Source organism: Rhodobacter xanthinilyticus (genome assembly GCF_001856665.1).
Lineage (GTDB): Bacteria > Pseudomonadota > Alphaproteobacteria > Rhodobacterales > Rhodobacteraceae > Rhodobacter > Rhodobacter xanthinilyticus.
In genome coordinates this window covers 3,346,669-3,369,414 of sequence record NZ_CP017781.1, presented here as the reverse complement: position 1 = coordinate 3,369,414, position 22,746 = coordinate 3,346,669, and the positions used below count along the sequence as shown (strand labels likewise).

Genomic DNA, 22,746 nt, shown 5'->3' with positions numbered 1-22,746 from the left:
CCCCATTCTTAGCGGGGTGCATCCGTAGAATTCACGCGGCCATCTTCAGTTTCTGGGCGGGTGTGATGCCGCCGATGCCCATGTTCGGGCGGTCGTTGTTATAAGTCCAGAGCCATTGCGTGGCGAAGTCTTGGGCCTCCTCGATGGTTTCGATGATGTATTGGTCGAGCCATTCATGCCGGACGGTGCGGTTGTAGCGCTCGATGTAGGCGTTCTGCTGGGGCTGCCCGGGTTGGATGTGCTGGATCGTGATGCCCCGTTTCTCGGCCCAGATCAGCAGCTTGCCACTGATGTGTTCGGGGCCGTTGTCGACTCTGATGGTGCCGGGCTTGCCGCGCCATTCGATGATCCTGTCGAGGCTCCGGATGACCCGCTCGGCGGGCAATGAAAAGTCGACCTCAATGCCCAGCCCCTCGCGATTGAAATCGTCGAGCACGTTCAACAGCCGGAACTGGCGGCCGTCTCCGAGGCGATCAGCCATGAAGTCCATCGACCAGGTCATGTTCGGCGCGTCCGGCACGGCCAGAGCCTCGGGCTTCTCCCGCTTGAGGCGCTTGCGGGGCTTGATCCGCAGGTTCAGCTCCAGCGCGCAATAGATGCGGTAGACGCGTTTGTGGTTCCAGGGATGACCCTTCACGTTGCGCAGATGCAAGAAACACAGGCCAAAGCCCCAGGTTTTGCGGGCATCGGTCAACCCGACCAGAAGGTCGGCGATCTCTTCGTTCTCGTCCTTCAGCTTCGGGCTGTAGCGATAACAGGTCTCGCTGACCCCGAAGGCCCGGCAGGCCAGCGCAATGCTGACCCCGTGTCGCGCCACCGCTTTCGCGGCCATCTCTCGGCGTTGAGATGGCCGCGTCATTTTTTTCCGAGAGCCTCCTTGAGCAGATCGGCCTGCATGCTGAGATCCGCAAACATCCGCTTCAGCCGCCGGTTCTCGTCCTCCATGGCCTTCATCTGGCTGATCAGCGACGCGTCCATACCGCCATACTTCGCCCGCCACTTGTAGAACGACGCGCTGCTCATGCCATGCTCGCGGCACAGCTCGGCCACCGGCATCCCGCCTTCGGCCTGACGCAGGATCGCAAGGATCTGCGCCTCAGTGTATCTGCTTGTCTTCATTCGGAATCTCCTCGTTCATCTTGCCGAGAAAATTCTACTTATGCAGCCCCTTACTTTCGGGGGGGGGGATTACCACGCAGCGAACGACCGGCGGCTGATCGGCCCGAACTCTCCAAAGATAGCTGCAAGACTATCGCACGAGATATTGCCAATCCAATAGCCGCGCACGATGTTCCGCCTGATTAGTTCCGGAGGTCAGAAATTGCTGAAAGTGGGCTGGTGCACGGTTTCTTGAGACAGTTCGGAGCGCTATTTCTCTCAGGAAAGGGGAGTAGAGCATGGACAAGAAGATCGACGACACCTCAGGTGCGACGGAGGCCACGGCCCCGTCGGCGCGCGCCCATCACGCTGGCGACGGCGGGGCCGTGGCCGGTCCTGCCAGGCGCCTTTCGGCGAAGCGCAAACTCGTGGCGGTTCAGCGGCTCATGCGGGGTGAGAGCTTGGAGGCGGTGTCGCGGGACCTGAACGTTCCGGTTCACCGGCTGTCCGAATGGCGCGACCGGGTGCTCATGGCGGCCGAGAGTGCGCTGAAGGAACGCGAGCGCGATGAGCGTGACGACGAGATTGCGCGGCTGCAGGCCAAGGTGGGCGAGATCACCATGGCCAACGAGTTGCTGTACGCGAAGATCGACAAGCTGGAGGGCGGCCGCCCTTTGGCCCGGCGGAGGTCGAGGACATGAGCCAGGCGCACTCGATCTCCACGCACCGGCGCTACGGGACGACGCGTGTCTGCAACATCTGGGGGGTCCCCCGGGCGACGGTGTACCGGCATCGTGTTACGGGCAATGCCGCCAATGAGGCGCGGCCGCCACGTCGTCGTGGTCCGGAGGGGGCCTGCAGCGACAGCGCGCTTCTGGAGCATATCGAGGCCATCATCGAAGCCTCGCCGTTTTCCGGGGAAGGCTACCGGAAGATATGGGCGCGGCTTCGGCATCTGGGCGTCTGTACCGCCCCCCGTCGGGTGCGGCGGGTCATGAAGGAGAACGACCTTCTGGCACCTCAGCGACCCGTCCAGCGGGATGCGCATCCCCATGACGGGACGATCGTCACTGAGCGGGTCGATCAGGTCTGGGGCACGGACATGACCCAGACGGTCACCATCGGGGAGGGACGGGCCTACGTGTTCATCGCGGTGGATCATTGCTCGGGCGAGTTCGTCGGCACCCATGCGTCTTCAAGTGCCAGCCGGTGGGAGGCGCTGGAACCGATCCGTCAGGGCGTCACCCGGCACTTCGGCTGTATCGGGCCGGATACGGCCCTCGGCCTGATCCTGCGGCACGACCACGGATCGAACTACATGTCAGAAGACTTCCAGAGCGAGATCAAATGCTTCGGGATCACCAGTTCACCAGCTTTCGTGCGCCAGCCCGAGGGCAATGGGGTGGCCGAACGGGCCATACGCACCCTCAAGGAGCAACTGCTCTGGGTCCGCCATTTTGTGACCGTCGAAGAGCTCAGGCATGCTTTGGCCGCCTTCGCCGCGCGATACAACGCATCATGGCTGCGGGAACGGCACGGCTACAAAACGCCCGATGCGGGAACGGCACGGCTACAAAACGCCCGATCAGATCAGGGCCGAACAGAAGGCCCTTGAAACCGACGCCGCCAAAGGGTTCAAAATGGCGGCATGACCAGCGCAACGCGCTGTCTCATAACCGTGCCCCGGTACAGAAATTGCTGAAAGTGGTCATTACTGGGCTTGCGTTTATTGCGTCATTCGCAAACGACGCTCTTGCCGAAACCCCTCTGCCTGCCTTGGCGACAGAGCCGATGCTTACCATCACCGGGCTGGATGATAGCCGCTTTGCGGATGGCATCTTGCTTCTTGACAGCGGGCGGCTCGCGGCGATCGACGCCACCCGCCTGACCACGACAACCCCCTGGACCGATGGCCCCCACGAATTCACGGGCGTTCGGCTGGCGGCGCTGACTGATTTTCTGGGCCTGTCAGACGGCGTTCTGGTTGCCCAAGCACTGAACGATTACTCGGTCGAAATTCCGGTCTCGGAAGCGGTGCCTGATGGCGCGATCATTGCTTATGCCATCGACGGGCTACCCATGCCGGTGCGCAGCCGTGGCCCGCTCTGGGTGATCTACCCGTTTGACCAGAACCCCGATTACCGGTCTGAGGTGACCTATACCCGGTCGATCTGGCAGATGAACCGGCTTGAGGTGCGGCCCTGAGCGCAGTCTTTCCTATGGGCCACACAGCCCGAACAAATCACCGGGCGCTGGCCCGTATGGTGCGCGCGGCGATCTTCAGCGGGCTTTTGGTCTGCATCAGCGGCATTGCGTTGCTGACGCTGAACGTTGCCCAGCGTATTGCCGATGGCGCAACGGCAAACCGCGATTCCGGCCACTGGACGCTGAGCCAGGCCGAGGTCGAACTTCTGGCGCTGGATGTCGCCATCCACGAGGCGCATTACGACATTCCGGGCCAGCACGCCGCCTATGCCGAGGTGCGGCGCAGGTTTGACATCTTTTACAGCAGAATCTTGACGATCAGCACCAGCGACCTGCACACTGAACTTTCGATCAACGAAAGTTTTTTGGATAACTTTCAGAAGATAAAGCTGTTTCTCTTCGCCGCCGTGCGCGACATTGACGACGACGATGCCGCCTTGGCTGCCGCCTTGCCCGATCTGCAACAGCAGGTCCTTGCTTTGCGCCCCAGTGTGCGGGCCATGGCGCTGTCCGGGCTGTCAACCTTAGCCCAAACCACCGCCACGGCCCGCGAACAGGTTGAACAGACGCTGACGCTGGTGGCGGCCCTGACCGTTGTTTCGATGATGACCTTGCTGGCAATGGTTGCCGTGCTGTTGCGCATGGATGCGGTGAACCGCACCCGCCGGATCGAGATCGAGGCCTCTGCGGCCCATATGGCCGCCATCGTGGCCACCGCGCAGGATGCGGTGGTCACCATGGATGGTCGCCACCGCATCACCAGCTTCAATACGCGGGCCGAACAGATGTTCGGCCTATCGGCCGAGCGGGCGATTGGCGCCAACGCGCCGGACCTGCTACTGCCCGAAGACCAGCGGTCTGCCCTGTGCCGCATCATTGACGAGGTTGCCAGTCACGATCCCGGCGAGGAAACCCGCCGACAGCGGCTTTTGGCGCTGAGCCGGAAGGGCACGATCTTTCCGGTTGAACTGTCGATTACGGCAGCAAACCGGCCGGGGCCGCGGCTGCTGGTGGCGTTTCTACGCGACCTGACGGCCGAAGTTGCGGCCGAGGAAAACCTGCTCAGGGCCCGCGACAGGGCGCTTGCCGGCGAACGCGCCAAGGCAGAGCTGCTGGCGGTGATGAGCCACGAAATCCGCACACCGCTGAACGGGCTGCTGGGCACCACCGAATTGCTGGCGCTGACCCGGCTGACGCGCAAGCAGCGCGACTATGTGCATATTCTGGAAAGCGCGGGCAATGTGCTGTTGCAGCATGTGAACGACGTGCTGGAGGTTTCGCGCCATGACAACCGGCAGGTGCCCACCGTTTCCGAGCCGGTCAACCTTGCCGCACTGGCCCATGACGTGATCGACAATCAGGTCGCCACTGCGGCGCAGCAGGGGTCGTGTATGGTGCTTTGTCTGCCCGACGCGGCGCGCTGCACCGTGTTTTCGGATACGCGGCTGCTGAAACAGGTCTTGCTTAATCTTGTCGGCAATGCGGTGAAGTTCACCCGAAACGGCACCATCACGCTCAATATCCGCCATCTGGGCCCCGATGGGCCAACCGAATTCAGCGTGCAAGATACCGGCATCGGCATCGCGCCGCAGGATCTGCGGCGCATCTTCGATGATTTCGTGACGCTGGACACTAGCTATGTCCGGCCGCAGGGCGGAACCGGGCTGGGCCTTGGCATAGCGCGGCGCGTGGTGGCGCAGCTTGGCGGCACTTTGACCGCCGAAAGCCAGCCGGGGCAGGGGTCAACCTTCCGGTTCAGCCTTGCCCTGCCGCTGCTGGACCCGGTGCAGGATCAGCCGCCCAGACCGGGGCGCCCGTCGCAGGCCAGCCAGACAAGCACGCTGGATGTGCTGATGATCGAAGACAATGCCAACAATCGCCTTGTGCTGGGCGAAATGCTAACCCGTCTGGGCCATCGTGTGACCGAGGCCGAAGACGGCGCGCAGGGTCTGATTGCTGCGGCGCAGCGGCGCTATGACCTGATCCTGATGGATATTTCGATGCCCAATATGGACGGGTTGCAGGCGACCGCGGCGCTGCGCGACCAGCCCGGCCCGAACGTTGCAACGCCGATCATCGCGCTGACCGCCCATGCCATGCCAGACGAACAGCAGCGCTTTCGCGCCGCGGGCATGGCCGATGTGCTGATCAAGCCGATCTCGATGACCAAGTTGAACGATATCTTGCACCGCGTCTGCCCTGCCGCTGTTGCGGTGGACGACGATGCGGGCCAGAGCCTGGCCGATGCCATCATCGCCCGCCGACGCCCGGCCTTTATCGCCGAAGCCGAAGACCTGCTGGCCCGGATCGCAGAGCTGGCCGACGAACCCGATACCAACGACCAGACCTGTGCGCTTGTCCATCGCCTTACCGGATCGGCAAGGCTGTTCGGGGCAGACCGGCTGGCCACGCGGCTTGCCCTGATCGAAACTCATTTCAAGACCGGCAATCCTGCAGCCGCCCGGACCGAAATCGCGGCCCTGCCGTGGTACTGGCAACATACCAAATGCGATCTGACGAACAGCGACGCGCCGCCGGGCACCGACTGACCGGGCGGGCCGCCGCCCGGCGATTTAACACAGGCCCAGTTCGCGGGCCTTCATCGCGGCGCTGGTGCGGTTGGCCACCGCCAGCTTCTTGCAGATCATCCGCATGTGCATCTTGACCCGCACTTCGCTGGAATCTGTGCGCCGAGCAATTTCCTTGTTGGGCAGACCCGCAACCACCAGCCGCAGCACCTCGGTCTCGCGGTCTGACAGTTGCGCGACGCAGCCCTCGATCACACCCGGTTGCCCTGCATCAGGCGGTGTGCCCAGCATCGAGGCAGGCAGATACACCTCGCCCGAGGCCACCAGATTCAGCGCGTTCGGCAGCGCGGCAAGGCGCATGTTCTTGGGGATGAACCCCCGCGCACCCTTGGCCAGCGCCTGCAGCACCACATCGCGCGGCGCATTGCCCGAAAAAAGCACCACCGCACCGGCGCCGGGCATTCTTACCGTCATTTCGACTGACGGCACGCCCTTCATGTCGGGCATGTTCAGATCCAGCAGCACGATGTCAAATGGGCCGGACTTGCTGATAGCCTCATGGGTCGCACCCAGCGAATTTGCCACTGCCACCTCGAATTGCTGCGTCGTCTGGATCACCTCTGCCAGCGCGTCACGCACAAGATTGTGGTCATCGGCAACAAGGACCCTGAGCCGCTTGATGGTGCCAGAAACACTCAGGCCAGATGTCTGCTGCGACAGGGTGAAGTCTATGGCCTGCGAAGTCATTTGGTCTTTCTTGGAACAGGATGCCTGCTTTGACGTCGCCACTGCGGCGGGCATTGCCCGCGCTTTACTAGGTAAAGTTATTTCACCGACAATTTATGCTGCAGCTGCGTAAGTGTAAAGCGCCCAATCTATTGGCGCCGGTGTCATAAGTTTAACTACCTGCTATCTTTTGGATGGCTGCGGCAGTGCAGAAATGGCCGGAACCGGCGTTAGACCGGCCGAATCGCTGCGGCTTGGCCGCGGATGTCGCCCTGCTCGGCCTTGAACCAGTCATAGGTGCCGGCCAGCCCCTCTTTCAGGCCGATCTTCGCGCGCCAGCCCATGTTGGCCAGACGCGAGACATCCATCAGCTTGCGCATGGTGCCGTCGGGCTTGGTCGGATCGGTTTCGATGCGGCCCTTGAAGCCGGTCACCTCGGCCACCATCCGCGCGATGTCGAGGATCGACAGATCGGTGCCGGTGCCGACGTTGATATGGCTCAGCATCGGTTCGGTATTGGCCTCGTAGACATCCTTCGGCAGGTCGAGCACGAAGAGCGAGGCCTCGGCCATGTCATCGACATGCAGGAATTCGCGCATCGGCGTGCCGCTGCCCCAGATCGTCACCACCTCGGCACCCGATTGCGCCGCCTCGTGGAAGCGGCGGATCAGCGCGGGCAGCACATGGCTGTTGGTGGGGTGGAAATTGTCGCCCGGCCCGTAAAGGTTGGTCGGCATGACAGACCGGTAATCGGTGCCATGCTGGCGGTTGTAGCTTTCGCACAGCTTGATGCCGGCGATCTTGGCCACGGCATAGGGCTCGTTGGTGGCTTCCAGCGTGCCGGTCAGCAGCGCATCCTCGCGCATCGGCTGCGGCACGGCCTTGGGATAGATGCAGCTTGACCCGAGCTGCAGAAGCCGCGTGACCCCGGCGGCGAAGGCCTGATGGATCACGTTGCATTCGATCATCAGGTTTTCATAGATGAAGTCGGCCGGATAGGTGTTGTTGGCGTGGATGCCCCCCACCTTGGCGGCGGCCAGAATGACCACATCGGGCTTTTCGGCCTGCATGAAATCCCGCACCGCCGCCTGGCTGGTCAGATCCAGCTCGGCATGGGTGCGGGTGATCAGGGTCAGGGCTTCGCCCGCATCCTTGCGGGCCTGCAGGCGGCGCAGGATCGCACCGCCCACCATGCCACGATGACCGGCAACATAGATCTTGCGCATTGCCGCTCTCCTTCAGCCGTTTTCCAGCGAGACGGGCAGGTCGAAGCCATGCTTTTTCAGCACGGCATGGCGCTGCGCATCCTTCAGGTCACAGGCCACCATTTCGGCGCACATTTCCTGCGCGGTGATTTCCGGCACCCAGCCCAGCTTTTCCTTGGCCTTGGTCGGATCGCCCAGCAGGGTTTCCACCTCGGCGGGGCGGAAATAGCGCGGGTCGATGCGCATCAGCACATCCCCGACCTTGACCGCCGGGGCCTTGTCGCCGGTGACGGCGGTGACCGTAGCGATCTCGTCCACGCCGGTGCCGGTGAATTCCAGCGTGATGCCCAGTTCCGCGGCCGTCCAGCTGATGAATTCACGCACCGAATATTGCACGCCGGTGGCGATGACGAAATCGTCGGCCACGTCCTGCTGCAGCATCATCCACTGCATGCGCACATAGTCCTTGGCGTGGCCCCAGTCGCGCAGCGAGTCGATGTTGCCCATGTAGAGGCACTTTTCCAGCCCCTGGGCGATGTTCGACAGGCCGCGGGTGATCTTGCGGGTCACGAAGGTCTCGCCGCGGCGCGGGGACTCGTGGTTGAACAGGATGCCGTTGCAGGCATACATGCCATAGGCCTCGCGGTAGTTCACCGTGATCCAGTAGGCATACATCTTGGCCACCGCATAGGGCGAACGCGGGTGGAAGGGCGTGGTTTCCTTCTGCGGGATTTCCTGCACAAGGCCGTACAGTTCCGAGGTGGACGCCTGGTAGAAGCGGGTCTTCTGTTCCAGCCCGAGGAAGCGGATCGCCTCCAGAAGACGCAGGGTGCCCATGCCATCGACATCTGCGGTATATTCGGGGGCTTCGAAGCTGACCGCGACATGGCTTTGCGCGCCGAGGTTATAAACCTCGTCCGGCTCGACCTCGCGCAGGATGCGCGTCAGGTTCGAGGTGTCGCTCAGATCCCCGTAATGCAGCTTGAAGCGGGCATTGTCGATATGCGGATCCTGATAGATGTGGTCTACCCGCTGGGTGTTGAACAGCGAGGCGCGGCGCTTGATGCCGTGAACCTCATAGCCCTTTTCCAAGAGGAATTCAGCAAGATAGGAACCGTCTTGTCCCGTGATGCCCGTGATGAGCGCCTTCTTCATCTTCGCCTGTCCTGTTGTCTGCCGCATAGGGTTCGTGCACTGACCGGGCCAGGCGAACGATGGCGCGATGCAAGGATAGATGCCTGCCATTACCCGGCGATGCGCCGCGCGCCGACCCAAGAGAACCGGCAGTGTCGCGCAGACTTCGTATCACTGGCCCGTGACCCAAGGCAAAAGGGCGTTCGATACCGCGCCGGACATTCGACAGCCCCAACGCTCGGGCGATAGCCGCCGCAATCCGATGCGCTTTCGACAGTCTGGCCGTGCTTTGAGCATGGTGGTGCGGAAGCCGCTCGCCGATCGCCGGCGGCGGATCCGGCAGTCATCGGGGCGGAGATTTTGACATGACTATTTCGGCTGGCATTTTAACCCTGCACGGGCAGCCGGTCTGGGCTTTTCTGAGTGCCGGGGCTGTCAGTTTTGCCATTTGCCTGCTGCTGGTGCGCACGGCGCAGAAACATGTCGGGCTGACATCGCGCGCATCTGATCTGCTGGCGGTTCAGGCTTCGCACAAGCGGCCGACGCCGCGCATTGGAGGGGTGGCGATCTTTATCGGGCTGGAGCTGGCAGTCGGGTTCATGTCGGGCAGCGCGGTGGGACTGATGGCGCAGGTTCTGCTGGCCGCGGTGCCGGTCATGGTTGCTGGGCTGCTGGAAGACATGGGGCGCGAGTTGCGCCCGACGCTGCGTCTGATGGCTGCGGCCCTCTCGGCGATCATGGCCATGCACCTGACCGGCGCGATGATCCACCGTGTTGATGTGCCGGTGGTGGATACGCTGCTGCGGCTGATGCCGGTCGCGCTGGTGTTCACCACTTTTGCCGTGGCGGGGATGTGCAATGCGGTGAATCTGGTTGACGGGATGAACGGGCTGGCCGGCACGCTGGCAATCATCGGTGCCACCGGGCTGGCGCTGCTGTCGGCCGCGCATGGCCAGCAGGATATTGCGGCAATCGCCGCCGCGCTGGCCGCGGTGATCTTGGGCTTTCTGGCGCTGAATTATCCGCACGGGCGGATCTTTCTGGGCGATGCGGGGGCCTATCTGATCGGCTTTGTGCTGGCCTGGCTGGCGGTGTTGCTGGTGCAGCGCGAACCCGGAGTTTCGCCCTGGGCACTGGTTCTGATCATGTTCTGGCCGCTGGCGGATACGCTGCTTGCGATCTATCGCCGCCGCAGCAACGGTCGGCCCACCGATCTGCCGGACCGGCTGCATTTTCACCAGCTGGTGAAACGCACGCTGGAAATCCTGTTTCTGGGCCGTCATCGCTGGGCGCTGTCGAACCCGCTGGTGACGGTGGTGGTGGCGCCTGTCGCGGTGGTGCCGATGCTGGCCGGGGTCTGGCTGGCGCATCGGCCCGGGGCGGCGGCGCTGGCCGTGCTGATCAGCGGCGCGGTGTTCTTTGCCTGCTACCGGCTGCTGGTGGTGCTGGCCCGGCGGCGGCCGCGGCTGGCGGGTCTGGGCACGCCGAGCCGGGCTGGCAGCGGCCCGGCCAGCCTGCAGCACGGCGGCGCAGCCGAACGCGGCATCTGAACCGGCAGCGCGCCCGGGGCCGGAGCCCGGGTCTGCGCGTCAGCCGCCTAGCGCCGCAGGAACTGCGGCAGTTTCGTCAGGTTCTTGGCGATCAGCGCACCCGCCCCGCCGATGCCATTCGCGCGCAGCGCGCGATAGTCTTCGCGGCTCTTGCGCAGCACGCGCGACAGCGACCGGTTGCTTTCGCCCCCCACCCGCATCTTGACCAGCACTTCGGGGATATAGCAGGGCCGTATTGCCCCGTGCCCGAACCAGCGCAGGATGGCCTCGTAATCGGCCGCGATGCGGTAAGACGTGTCATAGACCCCGTGCCGTTCGATCACGCGGCGGCGCAGGAACAGCGCCGGATGCGGCGGCATCCAGCCCCAGCTCAGCTTGCCGCGGTGATAGCCGCCGGATTTCCAGTGCCGCACGATGCGCCCCGGATCATGGGCCGCCACATAATCCAGATCGCCATAGACCGCATCCACTGCCGGATCGGCAAAGGCCCGGGCCACCTGCGCCAGCACCCGGTCATGGGCCAGAAAGTCATCCGAATGCACCAGCCCCAGCACCTCGCCAGCCGCCAGCGCCATGCCCTTGTTCAGCGCATCATAAATCCCGTTGTCGGGGCCAGAGTGCACCCGCATCCGCGCATGGCCATGGCGGCTGACCGCGGCCAGCGTGCCATCGGTTGATGCGCCGTCGATGATCAGATGTTCGAGGTCGGGGTGGGTTTGCCGCGCGACGCTGTCGATGGCCTGACCTATGGTGCGTTCGCGGTTGTAAACCGCTGTGACGATAGAAATTTTCAAGCTCTGCCCTTTCATTGCAGACTGTCGGCCGGGCGCCCGGTCGCAAGGGCGATCTGGCGCAGGATTTCGGGCAGCACAACTGCAGCCCCGGCCTGTGAAAGGTGGTTGTCATCGACATACAGCGCGCCGCCGTCCTGCATGGTGCGGCAGCGGCCGCGCAGCGGCGTGTCGCACAGCAGGTCGATGGGACGCACGCGGTAAAGCCGCGGGCTTTCGATTGCATCGAATACCGCGGTGACCGCCGCATTGCGCTGTCGCGCCCTGTCGGCGGTGGTGGTCATTCTGTCGATCTGCCCGCCGCGCAGCAGCAGCTTGCCCGCGCGCAGGGGCACATCCCATCCCGCTTCGGGCGTGGGGTAGATCAGCACGACGCGATGCCGTTTCAGCAGCTGGCGCAGCTGATCGCCCATGGCGGCGGCAACCTCGGCTATGCGGTAGGGGTCATCAAGCGGGCGGCCCGGGTCGCGCAGGTCAACGTGGTGGTGGCCGTCATCGGCAATCACTCCGCCCGCGCCATTGTCAAAGCCGATCCCCTGCAGGGCCATGGTCCAGCGCGCCGAAACCACCACCACATCCGGGTCCAGCGTTCCAAGCTGGGTCCAGACCGCGCGCACATGGCGATCACAGGACCCCGCGCCGTTGCGCGTATCGGGCACCGCAAAACCCGGCAGCGGCAGACACCCGTTGCGGCTGATCTGATAGAGCCCGGCACCCTGTGCGGCCAGCGCCGCGCGCAGGGCGGGGGCATACATCATCGCATGACTGTCGCCGATCAGGGCGACCAGCGGCCGACCGGGATCAAGGCAGCGGTCCACCGGCTGCGTGGGCGTATCGTCTTCGGTGAACCGGCAGGCCGCCACCTGATCGTCGCGTTCGGTTGCGGCACGAGCGGCGGCCACCACTTCGGGCGGCAGGCGGTCGGGCCAGCCGCGGGTGACATGGCCCCAGAACCCCAGCCCCAGAAGCAGCGCCGTTCCCACCCCACAGACCAGCCACAGCCGAGCCGGCGTGATCGCCCCGTGCCGGTTGCGAAAGGGCTGTTCGACGAAGCGCCAGCTTAGCCAGCCCAGCGGCAGCGCAAGCAGCCCCACCGCGGCCAGCACGGACGGCCCCGGATCATCCAGCGCATGAACCCGCGCAAAGGCCTGCAGCGGCTGGTGAAACAGATAGGCCGAATAGCTGATCAGCCCGATGCCCACCATGATCCGCGTTGACAGCAGCCGCCCGACAAGGGTCTGCCCGTCGGCAAAGCCAATGACCAGCACCGCCCCCAGCACCGGCAGCGCCGTCCAGACCGAAGGCGTGGGCGTGTCATGGCTGAACAGCGTGATTGCCAACACGATGGCCCCCAGCCCCAGCGCCGACAGCGCCTGCGCCACCCCGCGCGACACGCCAGGCCGCCCCCCCGGCGCCAGCGCCAGCAGCGCGCCTGCCAGCAATTCCCACGCCCGGCCGAACGGCAGGTAAAAGGCCGCATCGGGATCGCTGGCCGACAGGCGCTGCGCGAGCGCAAGGCTCAGCACCGCCAGCGCCAGCAGGATCAGCCAGCGCACCCCCGGGCGCATCCCGCGCAGGGCCCATAGAACCAGCGGAAAGGCGATGTAGAACTGCTCCTCAACCGCAAGGCTCCAGGTATGCAACAGCGGCTTGGTCACGGTCAGCGTCTCGAAATAGCCGGTCTGGCGCCAGAATTCGATGTTTGAGGCAAACACCGCCACAGCCAGCTGGCTGCGGGCGAAATCCAGAAACGGCCGCGGCAGCATCAGGAACCAGGCGGCGGCAAAGCTGAGCGCCATGACCAGAAATAGCGCGGGCAGGATGCGCCGGGCGCGGCGTTCGTAAAACTCCAACAGCGAGTAGCGCCCGGCGTCGATGTCATCGGCCAGAATGCGCGTGATCAGGAAGCCCGAGATGACAAAGAACACATCCACGCCCACAAAGCCGCCGCCGAACCCCGGCAGTCCGGCGTGAAACAGGATCACCGGCATCACGGCGAGGGTTCTCAGCCCGTCGATTTCGGGGCGGTAGCGCATGGAAAGCTTCCTTGGTTCAGCGTTGATCGCGCGAAAACGGGCGGCGCGCACGGATCACCCTGGCCGGAACGCCGCCCGATACCGTCCAGGCCGGCAGATCACGAAAGGCCGCGCCCCGCGCGCCCAGCACCGCGCCTTCGGCCAGTCTGACCCCGGGGCCGACAAAGGCCTCGGCACAGACCCAGCTATGGGCGCCCAGCCGGATCGGCGCGGCAAGCAACTGAAAGGCCGGGTCGTCCACATCATGCGTGGCGGTGCAGAGCTGCGCGCCCTGCGAAACGATGGCATAGGCGCCCAGCGTGACCGGAGCCACGCAATAGCAGTTCACGCCGGGCGCCAGCGTGGCCCGGGCCTGCATCGTCAGATGCCGCGGATACCAGATGCGCACCGTTGGATAGAGCGCAGCCGTCGGATCAATGCGCGCGCCAAACAGGTTGGCCAATGCAATGCGCCAGCGATGCGCGGGCGGGGGGGTCCAGCGGGCCAGCAGCAGCCAGCAGGCCTGCCACAGCAGCCGATACAGCCGGTGCCGCAGATCAAAGGTTGGTGCGCGGTCGAACACGTCGCGGCCTGCGAAATCGGGCACGGAAAACGCGGGTTCATCGCAGGCCATCGCCTGGGCGGGCGTCGGGGGCCGGGCAGGGGGGTCTTGCGGTCTGTCGGGGCGGGTCATGGGGTTGCCCCGTCCTGCTGGGCAGAGGGCAGGGTGATGCCCAGCACCTGCCGGATCGCCTCGGCCGGGGGCAGGTTTTCCTGCGCCATGCACTGCCGCACCTCGCGCAGCTTGGCATCTACCAGAAACCGGTACCAGAATCCCTGCAGGATGTGGAACGCCGCGCCTTCGAAGCCGTCCAGAAAGCCCAGCCGGAAAAAATAGCGATACAGGAAATAGACCGCAGCCCGCAGCCCCCCCGGCAGCCGGGCATAAAGCCTTTCCTTGATCCAGCGTTTCACCCCGTCTTGCCGCCCGCCGCGCAGGCGGGCCACGCTTTGCATCGGCAGAAACCGGTATTCGAGGTTCAGTAGATCAATGACCTCGCGGCTGGCATAGGCGTTGTGCTTGTCTGTCCACCAGCCAAGCGGATTGGTGTTGTCATCCAGAATTTCGCCGCGGAAATCGGCGGTCTTGCCCGACACCAGAATATGTTCATCCATCCAGCGGTTTTCGCAGCGGCCCCGGCCATGCCGAAACAGCCGCAGCACCCGGATCGGGAACACCCCGCCATGCCGGATCGGGCGACGCAAAAAGGTCATGCGGCGCGAGACATGGATGCCCTGCACCTCTGGCGGCTGCGCTTTCAGGCCATAGGCGATTTCGGCGCGCAGTTCGGGGCTGACGATTTCATCGGCATCCAGCCGCAGCACCCATTCTGTTTGCGCGGGCAAGTTATCCAGCCCCCAGTTGAACTGGGTCGCATAGTTGACCCAGGGGTGATGCAGCACCCGCGCGCCCATGTCTGCGGCGATCTGGCAGGTCGCATCGGTTGAACCGCTGTCAACCACCACGATGCAATCGGCCACGGCCTGAACGCTTTCGATGGCGCGCGCGATATGGCGCGCCTCGTTCCGGGTCAGGATCAGCACGGTCAGGAACATCCGTCTCTCCGCAGGGCAGGGCCGGGCCGGCGGCGCGGCGTGGATTGGCCGGGTTCGGGTTCGACATCGGCGGGCATCGGCCCGCCCCCTAGCAGCCAGTCGTAAACGGCCGCCAGACGCGCCCCCACGGCGGGCCAGGAAAACCGTTCCGCCACCAGTGCGCGGCCTCTGGCGCCGATATCGGGCAGGTCTGCTCGGCCCAGATGCATGGCCAGCGCATCGGCCAGCGCCTGCGGCTCCGGAGTCACCCGGATGGCAGCATCTGCGGCAAAGCCTTCGGGCAGGTTGCAGGCCGCCGACATAAAGGCCGGTTTGCCATGGCTCCAGGCTTCCAGCACCGCCATGGGCAGGCCTTCGGAATGCGAGGCAAGGATGAAGGCCGAGGCCCCCCGCAGCGCCGCCTCTTTCGCCGGGCCGAAAAGCGGCCCGACGAAACAGATGTCGCCAGAGGCCAGCATTGGCCCGGCCAGATCGCGCAGCACCGCCCCGTGGCCGCCGTCATCCCACCCGGCAATGACCAGCCGCCAGTCGGCGCGCAGGGCTGCATCCATGCGCGACCAGGCCTGAATGGTTTCGGAAAGGCCCTTCTTGGGGTGCAACCGCCCCAGAAACAGCATGACCCGACGGCCATCGCCAGCCCCGGCGGCGGCATCGGCGGCGGACACCACCGTGGGCAGGTGCACGCCATTGGGAATGACCGCAACAGGCCCGCGCAGCCCATAGGCACGCACCGCCGCAGCCTCGGCTAAGTTCAGCGCATGAATACAGCTTGCTGCGGCAAGATTGGCCCGTTCGAACATCAGGCCCGCCAGACACTTTTTCCACGCGCTGTTTGCCAGCGCCCAGGGGTCCAGCATCCCGTGGGGTGAAATCACCGTGGGCCGCCCGCTGCTGTTGCGCCAACCCGCCATGGCGCGCGATGGAGGCAGCCAGAGCCCGTGCAGATGCAGGATGTCGGGCCGTTCGTCGGCAATCGCGCGCACCAGCGGTGCAGGCACACCCAGCGGCATTCTCTGGCGCAGGGTCACAACACGGCTGGCCAGCCGCGGATCGGTCGGGCGGTCTGCGGCCGAATGGCTGTCGGCAAGGCCGATCAGCGACACCGGCACCCCGCGGTCGGCCAGCGCTTCGGCCGCGCCCAGGATCGAGGCAAAGACACCGCCGCCGTCGCGCGACAGCGCGGCAGACAGCATGGTGATGCGGGGCGCGCCAGTCATCATGCGACCGTCTCTACCGGGCGGCGGCCCATGCGCTGAAACAGTATCCGGTCCAGCGGGCCGGGGTGCCGCAGCGGCCGGGTCTGCGCCATGTGCGCCGCTGCGACCATGCCGCGGGCAAAGCGGTCAGGGCCCCAGTCGGCAACCCGGGCGCGGCTGTCGGCCGCCATGCTTGCCCTTTCGTCTGCGGTCAGCCGCAGCATCCGGGCCAGCCCTTCTGCGATCGCGCCACGGTCATCGGGCGGCACCAGCCAGCCGTTGCGGCCGGGTTCCAGCAGTTCGGGGGCGGCCCCGATGGTGGCGGACAGCAGCAGCGGCAGGCCCGCTGCCGCGGCTTCGTTGACCACAAGCCCCCATTGTTCGGTCAGCGCCACATGGGCAAACCCCTCGGCCAGACCGTAAAGCACCGGCATGTCTTCGTAACTGCGCAGCCCCAGCAGCCGCACCGCCTCGCCCAGTCCCTGGGCCGCGATGGCTGCGGTGATCTGCGGGCGGTCGGGGCCATCGCCCACGATGCACAGCGCAGCATCTTGCCCGGTTTCGGCGCGCGCCTGACCGAAAGCCTCGATCAGGCGGACAAGGTTCTTCTTGGGCACGAACCGGCCTGCCGCCAGAACATAGCGCTGCGGGAGACCGAGCGCCTGCCGCAGCGCCCAAGCCCGCGCCCGCGCTCTATCGGCGCCAAGACGGAAATGCGCGTTGTTCACTACATCATAGCCCGTGGCGATCCGGCCCGGGTCAAAGCCCAGCTGCTGCAGGTAGGCCCCATGGCTGCGGCCCGCGACCAGCGCCGCATCGCAACAGCGCAGAAAGCGACGCTTCAGCGCCTCGCGCAGCGGATGGCGTGCGGCATCATGGGACTGGCTATCTGACATCACAACCAGTCGGCGCCCGCGCCGTTTGGCCCAGGCCAGCGCCGCATAGCTTTCGGGCGAGGCCCAACCCGCGATGGCCACCACCTCGGGCGCGATCCGGTCCAGCTCTTGCCACAGGCGGGGCGCCAGCCGCGCATTTTCGGCCGCGGCGCGATAGCTTGCGAGGCCGGGCCAGAGCCGCTGCGCGTGATAGCCCGCCGACAGCGATTGCGCCAGAAACCCGGCAAAGCTGCCTTCGTCGGCCATGGCCAGCACATCAAGGCGCGGCAGCATCGGTGCCAGCGCGGCAAACCGCGCATCGTGATAGGCCGCGATTTCGCGGGTCAGGATGGCAAGACGGGGCAAGGCGTTCATGGGTGATCCTGTAGGTTGCGCCGGATGCGGGCGGGGGCCCCGGCGATCAGCACCCCGTCGGGAAAGCTGCCGTGCACCACGCTGTTGGCACCCACGATGCAATTGGCCCCGATGCGGGTGCCCGGCCCGATAAAGACACCGCGCCCGATCCATGTATTTTCGCCGATCTCGACCGGCGCGATCTTGTAGCCCTGCCCCAGAACGCCGTGGCCCGCGCGAAAGTGATGCTGCTGATCGCGGATCGAGACATATTCACCGATGGCAACCCGATCCCCGATGCGGATGCAGTCAGAGGCAACCAGCGTGCACCCGGAATTCAGCGCCACATCGGCGCCCAGTTCGATCCGGGCCTCGCGCCCGATGTTCAGGGTGACGCCATCGCCCAGGCTGCACCGCGGGCCAAGACTCAGGCGGCAGGGGACATAGGCAAGGCTCAGCCGACCATAGATGCGGGTGCTGGCGGGCACCGGGCGGTGCCAGACAAAGACCGTGATCTGATAGCGCAGCAGCCGCAAGATCAGGCCGATACGCCGCGCCAGACCAAAGCCCAGGGTCGGCAGGGTTCTGCGCGTCATGGCATCACCCCGCGCGGTTGCGGCCTGCGCCACAGATGCAGCCCCTGCAACCGCCGCCCGACCCAGGCGCAGACCAACAGCAGCGGAATGACCACCAGCAGCGAGGCATGGTGATGGGTCACAGACACCAGCGCCAGCGCCACCTGCCCGACGTAAAGCGCCTGCGCCCAAAGGTCTCCGGCCTGACCGGCGTTGTAGAGCCTGCGCATGATCAGGGCGATCACAAAGAAGTATCCGGCCCCCAGCCAGCCGAAATCGTCAAACCCGCTGCCCAGCCCCGTCGTGGTCGTTCCAAGCGCAAAGGTAAAGTCGAAGCGGTCTTCGATCCGGTCATAGATGCCGGTATTGTCGCCGTTCTTTCCGGCGCCATCGCCCAGATACAGCGCCCGCTTGGCCTCTGCCCCCACGATCTGACCCGGAACATATTGGGTGACAAAGCGGTTCCAGGTTTCGGCGCCCAGACCGAAATGCCCTTCGTCGCGCCGGTAGGCGATGATGTAAGAGGCGTTCAACAGGTCGGGCGCGTCGTCGATGCCGCGTTCCAGTTCCGCCGAAACATCCAGCCGCTGCCACAGTTCGGCACTGAACAGGCCGGGCCTTTCGCCGGTCTCGGCCTCGATCGCAGCCGAGGCACCGCGCAGCGGGCCGATGACAAAGACCACCACCGCAAAGCCCGCCGCCGTCGCCGCCAGCAAGCTCAACGGAAGGCGGATCCCCCGGCCGAACCACAGGCCGCAGATCATCGTCGCGATGAATCCCATGATTTCGGTCCGGCGCAAGCCGATCAGCACCAGAGGCAAGGCCACGCTCAGGTTGGCAGCCAGCAGCAGGCCCAGCAGCGGCGAGGGCCGCCGCAGAAAGGCAATCAGCGCCAGCGCCAGCACCAGATGCCGGATCATGGCAAAGAAGGCCACGATGGTGATGGGGCCCGACCATTGCGACACATCCGCCATATCGGCGGCCATAGACCCTACCTTCAGGTTCAGCGCCACGCTGATGGCGGTCAGAATCGCCACTGGCACCCCAAGGTTGCGGGTCTCCGACGCCCGAGGCCGCCCGGCGGCGGGCGCCGCATACCAGCCCAGCCAGCAGGCCGCGAGGCTGAAAAACGCCATCACCACAACGCCATTGCGCCCCGCCTCTGGCAGCGTGTCATTGGCGGCAAGCGAGGCAAGCTGCGGCAAGACCCAACCGGCAAACAGCCCGGCATACAGCACCGGCAGCCGCACATAGCCCGCGGGCTGGCGCAGCCCGTGCAGCAGGATGGCGAGGCAGAGCCCGGCAATCGCGATCATGCGATGCCCCCGGGCGGTGCAAACAGCGCGGCATCCAGCCGCTGTTCATAGCGCGACCAGATGTAATCCATGGCCTTTTGCCGCGCCGCCGCAGCCATGCGCGCGCGCAGGTCGCGATCAGCCGTCAGCCGCTGGATGGCATCGGCCAGTGCCTCGGCATCGCGCGCGGGCACGACAAAGCCGTGAACCCCGTCTTCGACCACCGATCCGCTTTCAAACGTGGTTACCACCGGCACAGCCGCGCCAAGCGCCTCATAGGTCACTCCGGCTGATCCCTCGGCCAGCGATGGCAGGGCAAAGACATCGGCCCGGGCAAATTCGGCCGCCATCTGCGGTCCGGTCATCCGGCCCAGAAAATGCAGCGCCGCGCAATCGGGGCGGGCACGCAGCCCATCGGCGCCGCCGCCCGCAACCACCACCTCGCAGCCGGTGCGGCGATCGCGCAGGATACGCGCCGCCGCCGCCAGAACATGGATACCCTTGCGTAGCCCCACGCCTCCGGCAAACAGCACGCGGCCAGGTACCGGCCGGTTGTCAACCGCAAACCATTTGGGATTGACCGGATAGGGCACCAGCCGGGTTCTTTCGGGTGCGATGTCAAAGTTTTCGATCAGGTCGCGCCGGACAAAATCTGACGGGCACAGAAACAGGTCGGTCGCATCGGCCAGACGGGCCATCGGGCGGCGCCAGTGGCCGCTTTCCGGCAGGGTCTGGCCGTAATACAGCGCCGCGCTTTCCCAATCGGGGTGGGCCGCCTGTTCGCGGCGCACGATTGCCTCGGTCGAGGGGGCGATGTTCACGTCGGTTGCCACCGTCAGCCCCGCATCGCGCGCGGCATGGTGAAGCGGGATGGCTTCGCAGAACTGCGTCAGCACATGGCTGGCGGCTCCAAAGCCGCGCCGCAACATCTGTCGCGCCACGCGATCATGCACGGCCGCAGTGGCAAACACCCGCGCAACGGGGTCCGCGTGGCGCTGTGCGGCCCGAAGGTCGGTCATCCAGCGCAGATAGGTCGTGGTGCAGCGCAGCACGTTTTCGGGCGGGCGGCGGTTGGTCAGGTCGATCGGCATGCGCCCGCCCGCGATGCGCGACAGCGCTGGCACCAGCCGCCCGGCCCCCGCACCGGCGCAGAGATCGGTGTAGAACGCGGCCAGTCGTCCGCGGTTGGCCAGCGCATGGGGCACGGCATATTGATGGCGCCCGCCAAACTGCACCACGATGGCCGATTGTTTGCTGTCTGCCTGCGTCATGGCGCATCCTTGTCGGGGGTAAAGCGGTTTCTGTCCGCCGCGCGGCCGCGCAGGATCAGCCGCAGCGAAAGACCGGCCAGCACCAGCGTGTAACCCAGCCGTCCGGCACCGGCGCCAGCCGTGCCCAGCATCAGCGGCCCGGCAACCGCCGCCATGATGAAGGTGCAAAAGGCGATCAGGCTGATGCCGAACAGCCGGTCGGCGCCAAACCGCAGCACGACCAGCGAATCCAGCGCGAATGTGGCGGTGCCCACCGCCATGCCCGCGGAAATCAGCATCATGTTCGGCCATGCCGCGGCATAGGCCGGCCCGAACAGCTTTGACAGCAGCGGCCCGCCCCACAGCGCCAGCACCCCAAGCGCCGGCACCGCCAGCACCGCGGCAAGCCGCACCAGCCGAAAGGCGACTTGCACCGCCTGATCAAACCGGCCGCCCGCCACCATATGGCCCAGCTCTGGATAGACCGATTGGCGCCCGGCCTCGGCAAAGCGGGAAAACAGCGCGCCAAACCGGTAGGCCACGCCAAACAGCGCCCCCGCCGCCGGGCCCAGCAGGTTGCCCACGATCAGAAACTCGGCCCGGTTTTGCAGGGTTGACATGATGGTCACGCCGCTTAACCCAAGCGCAAAGCGCAGCATGTCGCGGGGGGTGTAGCTGGTGCCTGCCGCGGGGCCATCAAGCGTAGCCGCCACCCGGCGCAGCCGCCGCCATCCCAGCAGGTTCAGCGTGACCGGCCCGATTGCCGTGATCAGCGAAACCCCCACCAGATAAGACCCGATCCCGGCCCCCAGTTGCGACAGTACCGCCGCATTGGCGCAAAGCATCGCCGCCACCGCGACCTCGACCGCGATCACGGTGCGGAACGCATCGCACAGGCGCAGGATGCCCGTGCTGCTGCCGGCAAAGCTGACCGCCAGCGTGGCCGCATAGATCGCGCCGGCCCGCCCGGTTTCGGCCGAAAGGCCGATCCATTCGGGCACCAGAAGAAACAGCCCCAGCACAACCAGCGCCGCCGCCGCCGCCGACAGCGCATCCAGCATCAGGCCAAACCGCCAGATCGCCCGCAGCCCTGCCCCGTCTCTGGCATTGATCGCGCTGGCGCCGAACCGCACCGCCATGCTCCAGCTGCCGAAACTGCACAGGCCAAGCGCCATTTCACCCGCGGCCTGCACCAGAATCAGCCGGCCCAGATCCTCAAGACCCAGCGCGTTGGTGTTCAGCGCCAGCGTGGCAAAGCCAAGACTCGTCGCGGCAAGCTGGCCCGCCACGACCGTGCCAAAATTCTGCGCGACACGGCCCAGAACCCCCTGCCCACTGCGCCAGACACCAGACCGTTCAGGGCGCATCATAACCCAGCGCCTGCCGCAACGCCCCCATGCGTTCGGTAAGCACCGCCATCTGGGCCGCGGAAAACACCCGCCAGTTGCCGATACTGGGCACAAAACCACGGGTGCCCCGCGCGATCGGATCTTCGATGCCGAAATTGTGCTGGCTGGCCCAAGGGGTCATCACCGCGGGTTCCCATGGCTCGCCCAGATGCTGGAACAGGTGGCGCAGCACCGGCTCGGGGTCGCTGGCAAGCTGTTCATAGCGCAGCACATAGGCCCGGCCCGTGCCGATGAAATCGGCCAGCTTGCCAAAGTAGTCTTCAAGATAGCAGACCGTGTTTTCGAACAGATCCGCTTCGGCTTCGGGCCTGTCGCCGTAATGTTCGATGAACCAGCCCCGCTCGTAGACTGAGGCCGCCACATCGAAAGGATCGCGCAGGATCACCACCCATTGGGTTTCGGGCGGGGCAAGCGCCACCAATTCCGGCCAGCGCCTTATATAGGCCGGGGTCTTGTCGGCCCATCGCGCTTTGCCCTGGGCGATGCGAAAGGCTTCGTGATACTGAAAGGCGGCGGCGCGGATCGTGGCATCCACCGCTTCAGGGCCCACGATGCTGCCCAGCCCTTCGCGCGACTGCGGGCGGCTCAGGAAATCCATGAAATGGTGCAGAAAGAACGATTCCGGCGGGCAGGCGATGGCACTGTGCGAATGCAGAATGCGCCGCAGCAGCGTGGTGCCCGACCGGTGGCAGGCCATCACGATGATCGGCCGTTCGCACATGGGATGTCTGTCGCGCATGACAACCATGCGCTGCACCTGCAACCGTGGCGCCGACAGCGCGGCGCGCAGGCGCCGATACCTGCCGCGCAGCCGCTGGATATTCAAAGCCAATGGGTTTCGCATGAATGCTCTTTCAATCGCACAGGTTTTTTAGGTAAGTTATGGCCAAAGGGCCGGGCGTGATCGCAATGTTCTGCGAACC

At 65.4% G+C, this 22,746-nt stretch carries 18 protein-coding genes and 1 pseudogene; 4 read left to right on the top strand and 15 right to left on the bottom strand.

Translation table 11 applies throughout. The features are described 5' to 3' along the window. Positions 1-31: 31 nt before the first annotated feature. A protein-coding gene (locus LPB142_RS16310) for an IS3 family transposase (protein ID WP_156894409.1) occupies positions 32-1,119 on the bottom strand; the annotation gives its coding sequence in 2 pieces (ribosomal slippage) (positions 32-864 and positions 864-1,119; 1,089 coding nt in all). Positions 1,120-1,484: 365 nt separating this feature from the next. Between LPB142_RS16310 and LPB142_RS16295 the strand changes: the two are divergent. The 3 genes and pseudogenes from LPB142_RS16295 to LPB142_RS16285 all read left to right on the top strand — a co-directional run bounded on the left by LPB142_RS16295 (position 1,485) and on the right by LPB142_RS16285 (position 5,852). Further along, positions 1,485-2,713 (top strand): annotated as a pseudogene (locus tag LPB142_RS16295) (IS3 family transposase). Between the two features lie 176 nt (positions 2,714-2,889). Beyond that, positions 2,890-3,303, top strand: a complete 414-nt coding sequence (locus tag LPB142_RS16290; RefSeq protein ID WP_083392726.1) for a molybdopterin-dependent oxidoreductase — start codon at positions 2,890-2,892, stop codon at positions 3,301-3,303. 56 nt (positions 3,304-3,359) lie between these two features. Next, positions 3,360-5,852 carry a hybrid sensor histidine kinase/response regulator gene (locus LPB142_RS16285; protein WP_071167019.1) on the top strand — a complete coding sequence of 831 codons (2,493 nt, stop codon included), beginning with the start codon at positions 3,360-3,362 and terminating at the stop codon, positions 5,850-5,852. Positions 5,853-5,876: 24 nt separating this feature from the next. Here the strand turns inward: LPB142_RS16285 and LPB142_RS16280 are convergent, their stop codons facing one another. The 3 genes from LPB142_RS16280 to gmd all read right to left on the bottom strand — a co-directional run bounded on the left by LPB142_RS16280 (position 5,877) and on the right by gmd (position 8,917). After that, positions 5,877-6,578: a response regulator gene (locus tag LPB142_RS16280; RefSeq protein WP_198037850.1), complete on the bottom strand. Its 702-nt coding sequence runs from the start codon at positions 6,576-6,578 to the stop codon at positions 5,877-5,879. Positions 6,579-6,787: 209 nt separating this feature from the next. After that, entirely contained in the window at positions 6,788-7,783 is a 996-nt protein-coding gene (gene fcl, locus LPB142_RS16275) for a GDP-L-fucose synthase (protein ID WP_071167018.1), read from the bottom strand. A gap of 12 nt (positions 7,784-7,795) precedes the next feature. Further along, positions 7,796-8,917 (bottom strand): GDP-mannose 4,6-dehydratase, encoded by a 1,122-nt coding sequence (gmd, locus tag LPB142_RS16270; RefSeq protein ID WP_071167017.1) that lies wholly within the window; start codon positions 8,915-8,917, stop codon positions 7,796-7,798. A 344-nt stretch (positions 8,918-9,261) separates the two neighbouring features. Between gmd and LPB142_RS16265 the strand changes: the two genes are divergently transcribed. Continuing rightward, entirely contained in the window at positions 9,262-10,446 is a 1,185-nt protein-coding gene (locus LPB142_RS16265) for a glycosyltransferase family 4 protein (protein ID WP_083392723.1), read from the top strand. A 47-nt stretch (positions 10,447-10,493) separates the two neighbouring features. Here LPB142_RS16265 and LPB142_RS16260 read toward each other — a convergent pair whose 3' ends face one another. Genes LPB142_RS16260 through LPB142_RS16210 form a run of 11 tightly spaced genes read right to left on the bottom strand, consistent with a single transcriptional unit; the run spans position 10,494 to position 22,667 of the window. After that, a complete protein-coding gene (locus LPB142_RS16260) occupies positions 10,494-11,240 on the bottom strand; it encodes a glycosyltransferase family 2 protein (RefSeq protein ID WP_071167301.1) in 747 nt (248 codons plus the stop codon). 11 nt (positions 11,241-11,251) lie between these two features. Next, positions 11,252-13,273 carry an acyltransferase family protein gene (locus LPB142_RS16255; RefSeq protein ID WP_071167015.1) on the bottom strand — a complete coding sequence of 674 codons (2,022 nt, stop codon included), beginning with the start codon at positions 13,271-13,273 and terminating at the stop codon, positions 11,252-11,254. A 16-nt stretch (positions 13,274-13,289) separates the two neighbouring features. Next, entirely contained in the window at positions 13,290-13,946 is a 657-nt protein-coding gene (locus LPB142_RS16250; RefSeq protein ID WP_198037849.1) for an LbetaH domain-containing protein, read from the bottom strand. After that, positions 13,943-14,869: a glycosyltransferase family 2 protein gene (locus tag LPB142_RS16245; RefSeq protein WP_071167014.1), complete on the bottom strand. Its 927-nt coding sequence runs from the start codon at positions 14,867-14,869 to the stop codon at positions 13,943-13,945. The genes LPB142_RS16250 and LPB142_RS16245 overlap by 4 nt, the downstream gene beginning before the upstream one ends. Further along, positions 14,860-16,089, bottom strand: coding sequence for a glycosyltransferase (locus LPB142_RS16240; protein ID WP_071167013.1), 1,230 nt, complete (start codon positions 16,087-16,089; stop codon positions 14,860-14,862). The genes LPB142_RS16245 and LPB142_RS16240 overlap by 10 nt, the downstream gene beginning before the upstream one ends. Next, positions 16,086-17,315 (bottom strand): glycosyltransferase, encoded by a 1,230-nt coding sequence (locus LPB142_RS16235; protein WP_071167012.1) that lies wholly within the window; start codon positions 17,313-17,315, stop codon positions 16,086-16,088. Before LPB142_RS16235 ends, LPB142_RS16240 begins: the two co-directional genes overlap by 4 nt. Next, positions 17,312-17,890 carry an acyltransferase gene (locus tag LPB142_RS16230; protein WP_071167011.1) on the bottom strand — a complete coding sequence of 193 codons (579 nt, stop codon included), beginning with the start codon at positions 17,888-17,890 and terminating at the stop codon, positions 17,312-17,314. The genes LPB142_RS16235 and LPB142_RS16230 overlap by 4 nt, the downstream gene beginning before the upstream one ends. Beyond that, the gene (locus LPB142_RS16225) at positions 17,887-19,185 is read right to left on the bottom strand and encodes a hypothetical protein (protein ID WP_071167010.1); all 1,299 of its coding nucleotides are present in this window, start codon (positions 19,183-19,185) and stop codon (positions 17,887-17,889) included. Before LPB142_RS16225 ends, LPB142_RS16230 begins: the two co-directional genes overlap by 4 nt. Further along, a complete protein-coding gene (locus LPB142_RS16220) occupies positions 19,182-20,435 on the bottom strand; it encodes a glycosyltransferase family 4 protein (RefSeq protein WP_071167009.1) in 1,254 nt (417 codons plus the stop codon). Before LPB142_RS16220 ends, LPB142_RS16225 begins: the two co-directional genes overlap by 4 nt. Further along, positions 20,432-21,784 (bottom strand): lipopolysaccharide biosynthesis protein, encoded by a 1,353-nt coding sequence (locus tag LPB142_RS19175; RefSeq protein WP_156894408.1) that lies wholly within the window; start codon positions 21,782-21,784, stop codon positions 20,432-20,434. The genes LPB142_RS16220 and LPB142_RS19175 overlap by 4 nt, the downstream gene beginning before the upstream one ends. Next, positions 21,771-22,667 carry a sulfotransferase family protein gene (locus LPB142_RS16210; RefSeq protein WP_083392720.1) on the bottom strand — a complete coding sequence of 299 codons (897 nt, stop codon included), beginning with the start codon at positions 22,665-22,667 and terminating at the stop codon, positions 21,771-21,773. The genes LPB142_RS19175 and LPB142_RS16210 overlap by 14 nt, the downstream gene beginning before the upstream one ends. Positions 22,668-22,746: the final 79 nt, after the last annotated feature.

What these genes read in the sequence shown, in the direction of transcription:
- LPB142_RS16290 (WP_083392726.1), top strand. Translation starts at nt 2,890, where the DNA reads ATGCTTACCATCACCGGGCTGGATGATAGCCGCTTTGCGGATGGCATC.
- LPB142_RS16285 (WP_071167019.1), top strand. Translation starts at nt 3,360, where the DNA reads ATGGTGCGCGCGGCGATCTTCAGCGGGCTTTTGGTCTGCATCAGCGGC.
- LPB142_RS16280 (WP_198037850.1), bottom strand. Translation starts at nt 6,578, where the DNA reads ATGACTTCGCAGGCCATAGACTTCACCCTGTCGCAGCAGACATCTGGC.
- fcl (WP_071167018.1), bottom strand. Translation starts at nt 7,783, where the DNA reads ATGCGCAAGATCTATGTTGCCGGTCATCGTGGCATGGTGGGCGGTGCG.
- gmd (WP_071167017.1), bottom strand. Translation starts at nt 8,917, where the DNA reads ATGAAGAAGGCGCTCATCACGGGCATCACGGGACAAGACGGTTCCTAT.
- LPB142_RS16265 (WP_083392723.1), top strand. Translation starts at nt 9,262, where the DNA reads ATGACTATTTCGGCTGGCATTTTAACCCTGCACGGGCAGCCGGTCTGG.
- LPB142_RS16255 (WP_071167015.1), bottom strand. Translation starts at nt 13,273, where the DNA reads ATGCGCTACCGCCCCGAAATCGACGGGCTGAGAACCCTCGCCGTGATG.
- LPB142_RS16250 (WP_198037849.1), bottom strand. Translation starts at nt 13,946, where the DNA reads ATGACCCGCCCCGACAGACCGCAAGACCCCCCTGCCCGGCCCCCGACG.
- LPB142_RS16245 (WP_071167014.1), bottom strand. Translation starts at nt 14,869, where the DNA reads ATGTTCCTGACCGTGCTGATCCTGACCCGGAACGAGGCGCGCCATATC.
- LPB142_RS16240 (WP_071167013.1), bottom strand. Translation starts at nt 16,089, where the DNA reads ATGATGACTGGCGCGCCCCGCATCACCATGCTGTCTGCCGCGCTGTCG.
- LPB142_RS16235 (WP_071167012.1), bottom strand. Translation starts at nt 17,315, where the DNA reads ATGAACGCCTTGCCCCGTCTTGCCATCCTGACCCGCGAAATCGCGGCC.
- LPB142_RS16230 (WP_071167011.1), bottom strand. Translation starts at nt 17,890, where the DNA reads ATGACGCGCAGAACCCTGCCGACCCTGGGCTTTGGTCTGGCGCGGCGT.
- LPB142_RS16225 (WP_071167010.1), bottom strand. Translation starts at nt 19,185, where the DNA reads ATGATCGCGATTGCCGGGCTCTGCCTCGCCATCCTGCTGCACGGGCTG.
- LPB142_RS16220 (WP_071167009.1), bottom strand. Translation starts at nt 20,435, where the DNA reads ATGACGCAGGCAGACAGCAAACAATCGGCCATCGTGGTGCAGTTTGGC.
- LPB142_RS19175 (WP_156894408.1), bottom strand. Translation starts at nt 21,784, where the DNA reads ATGATGCGCCCTGAACGGTCTGGTGTCTGGCGCAGTGGGCAGGGGGTT.
- LPB142_RS16210 (WP_083392720.1), bottom strand. Translation starts at nt 22,667, where the DNA reads ATGCGAAACCCATTGGCTTTGAATATCCAGCGGCTGCGCGGCAGGTAT.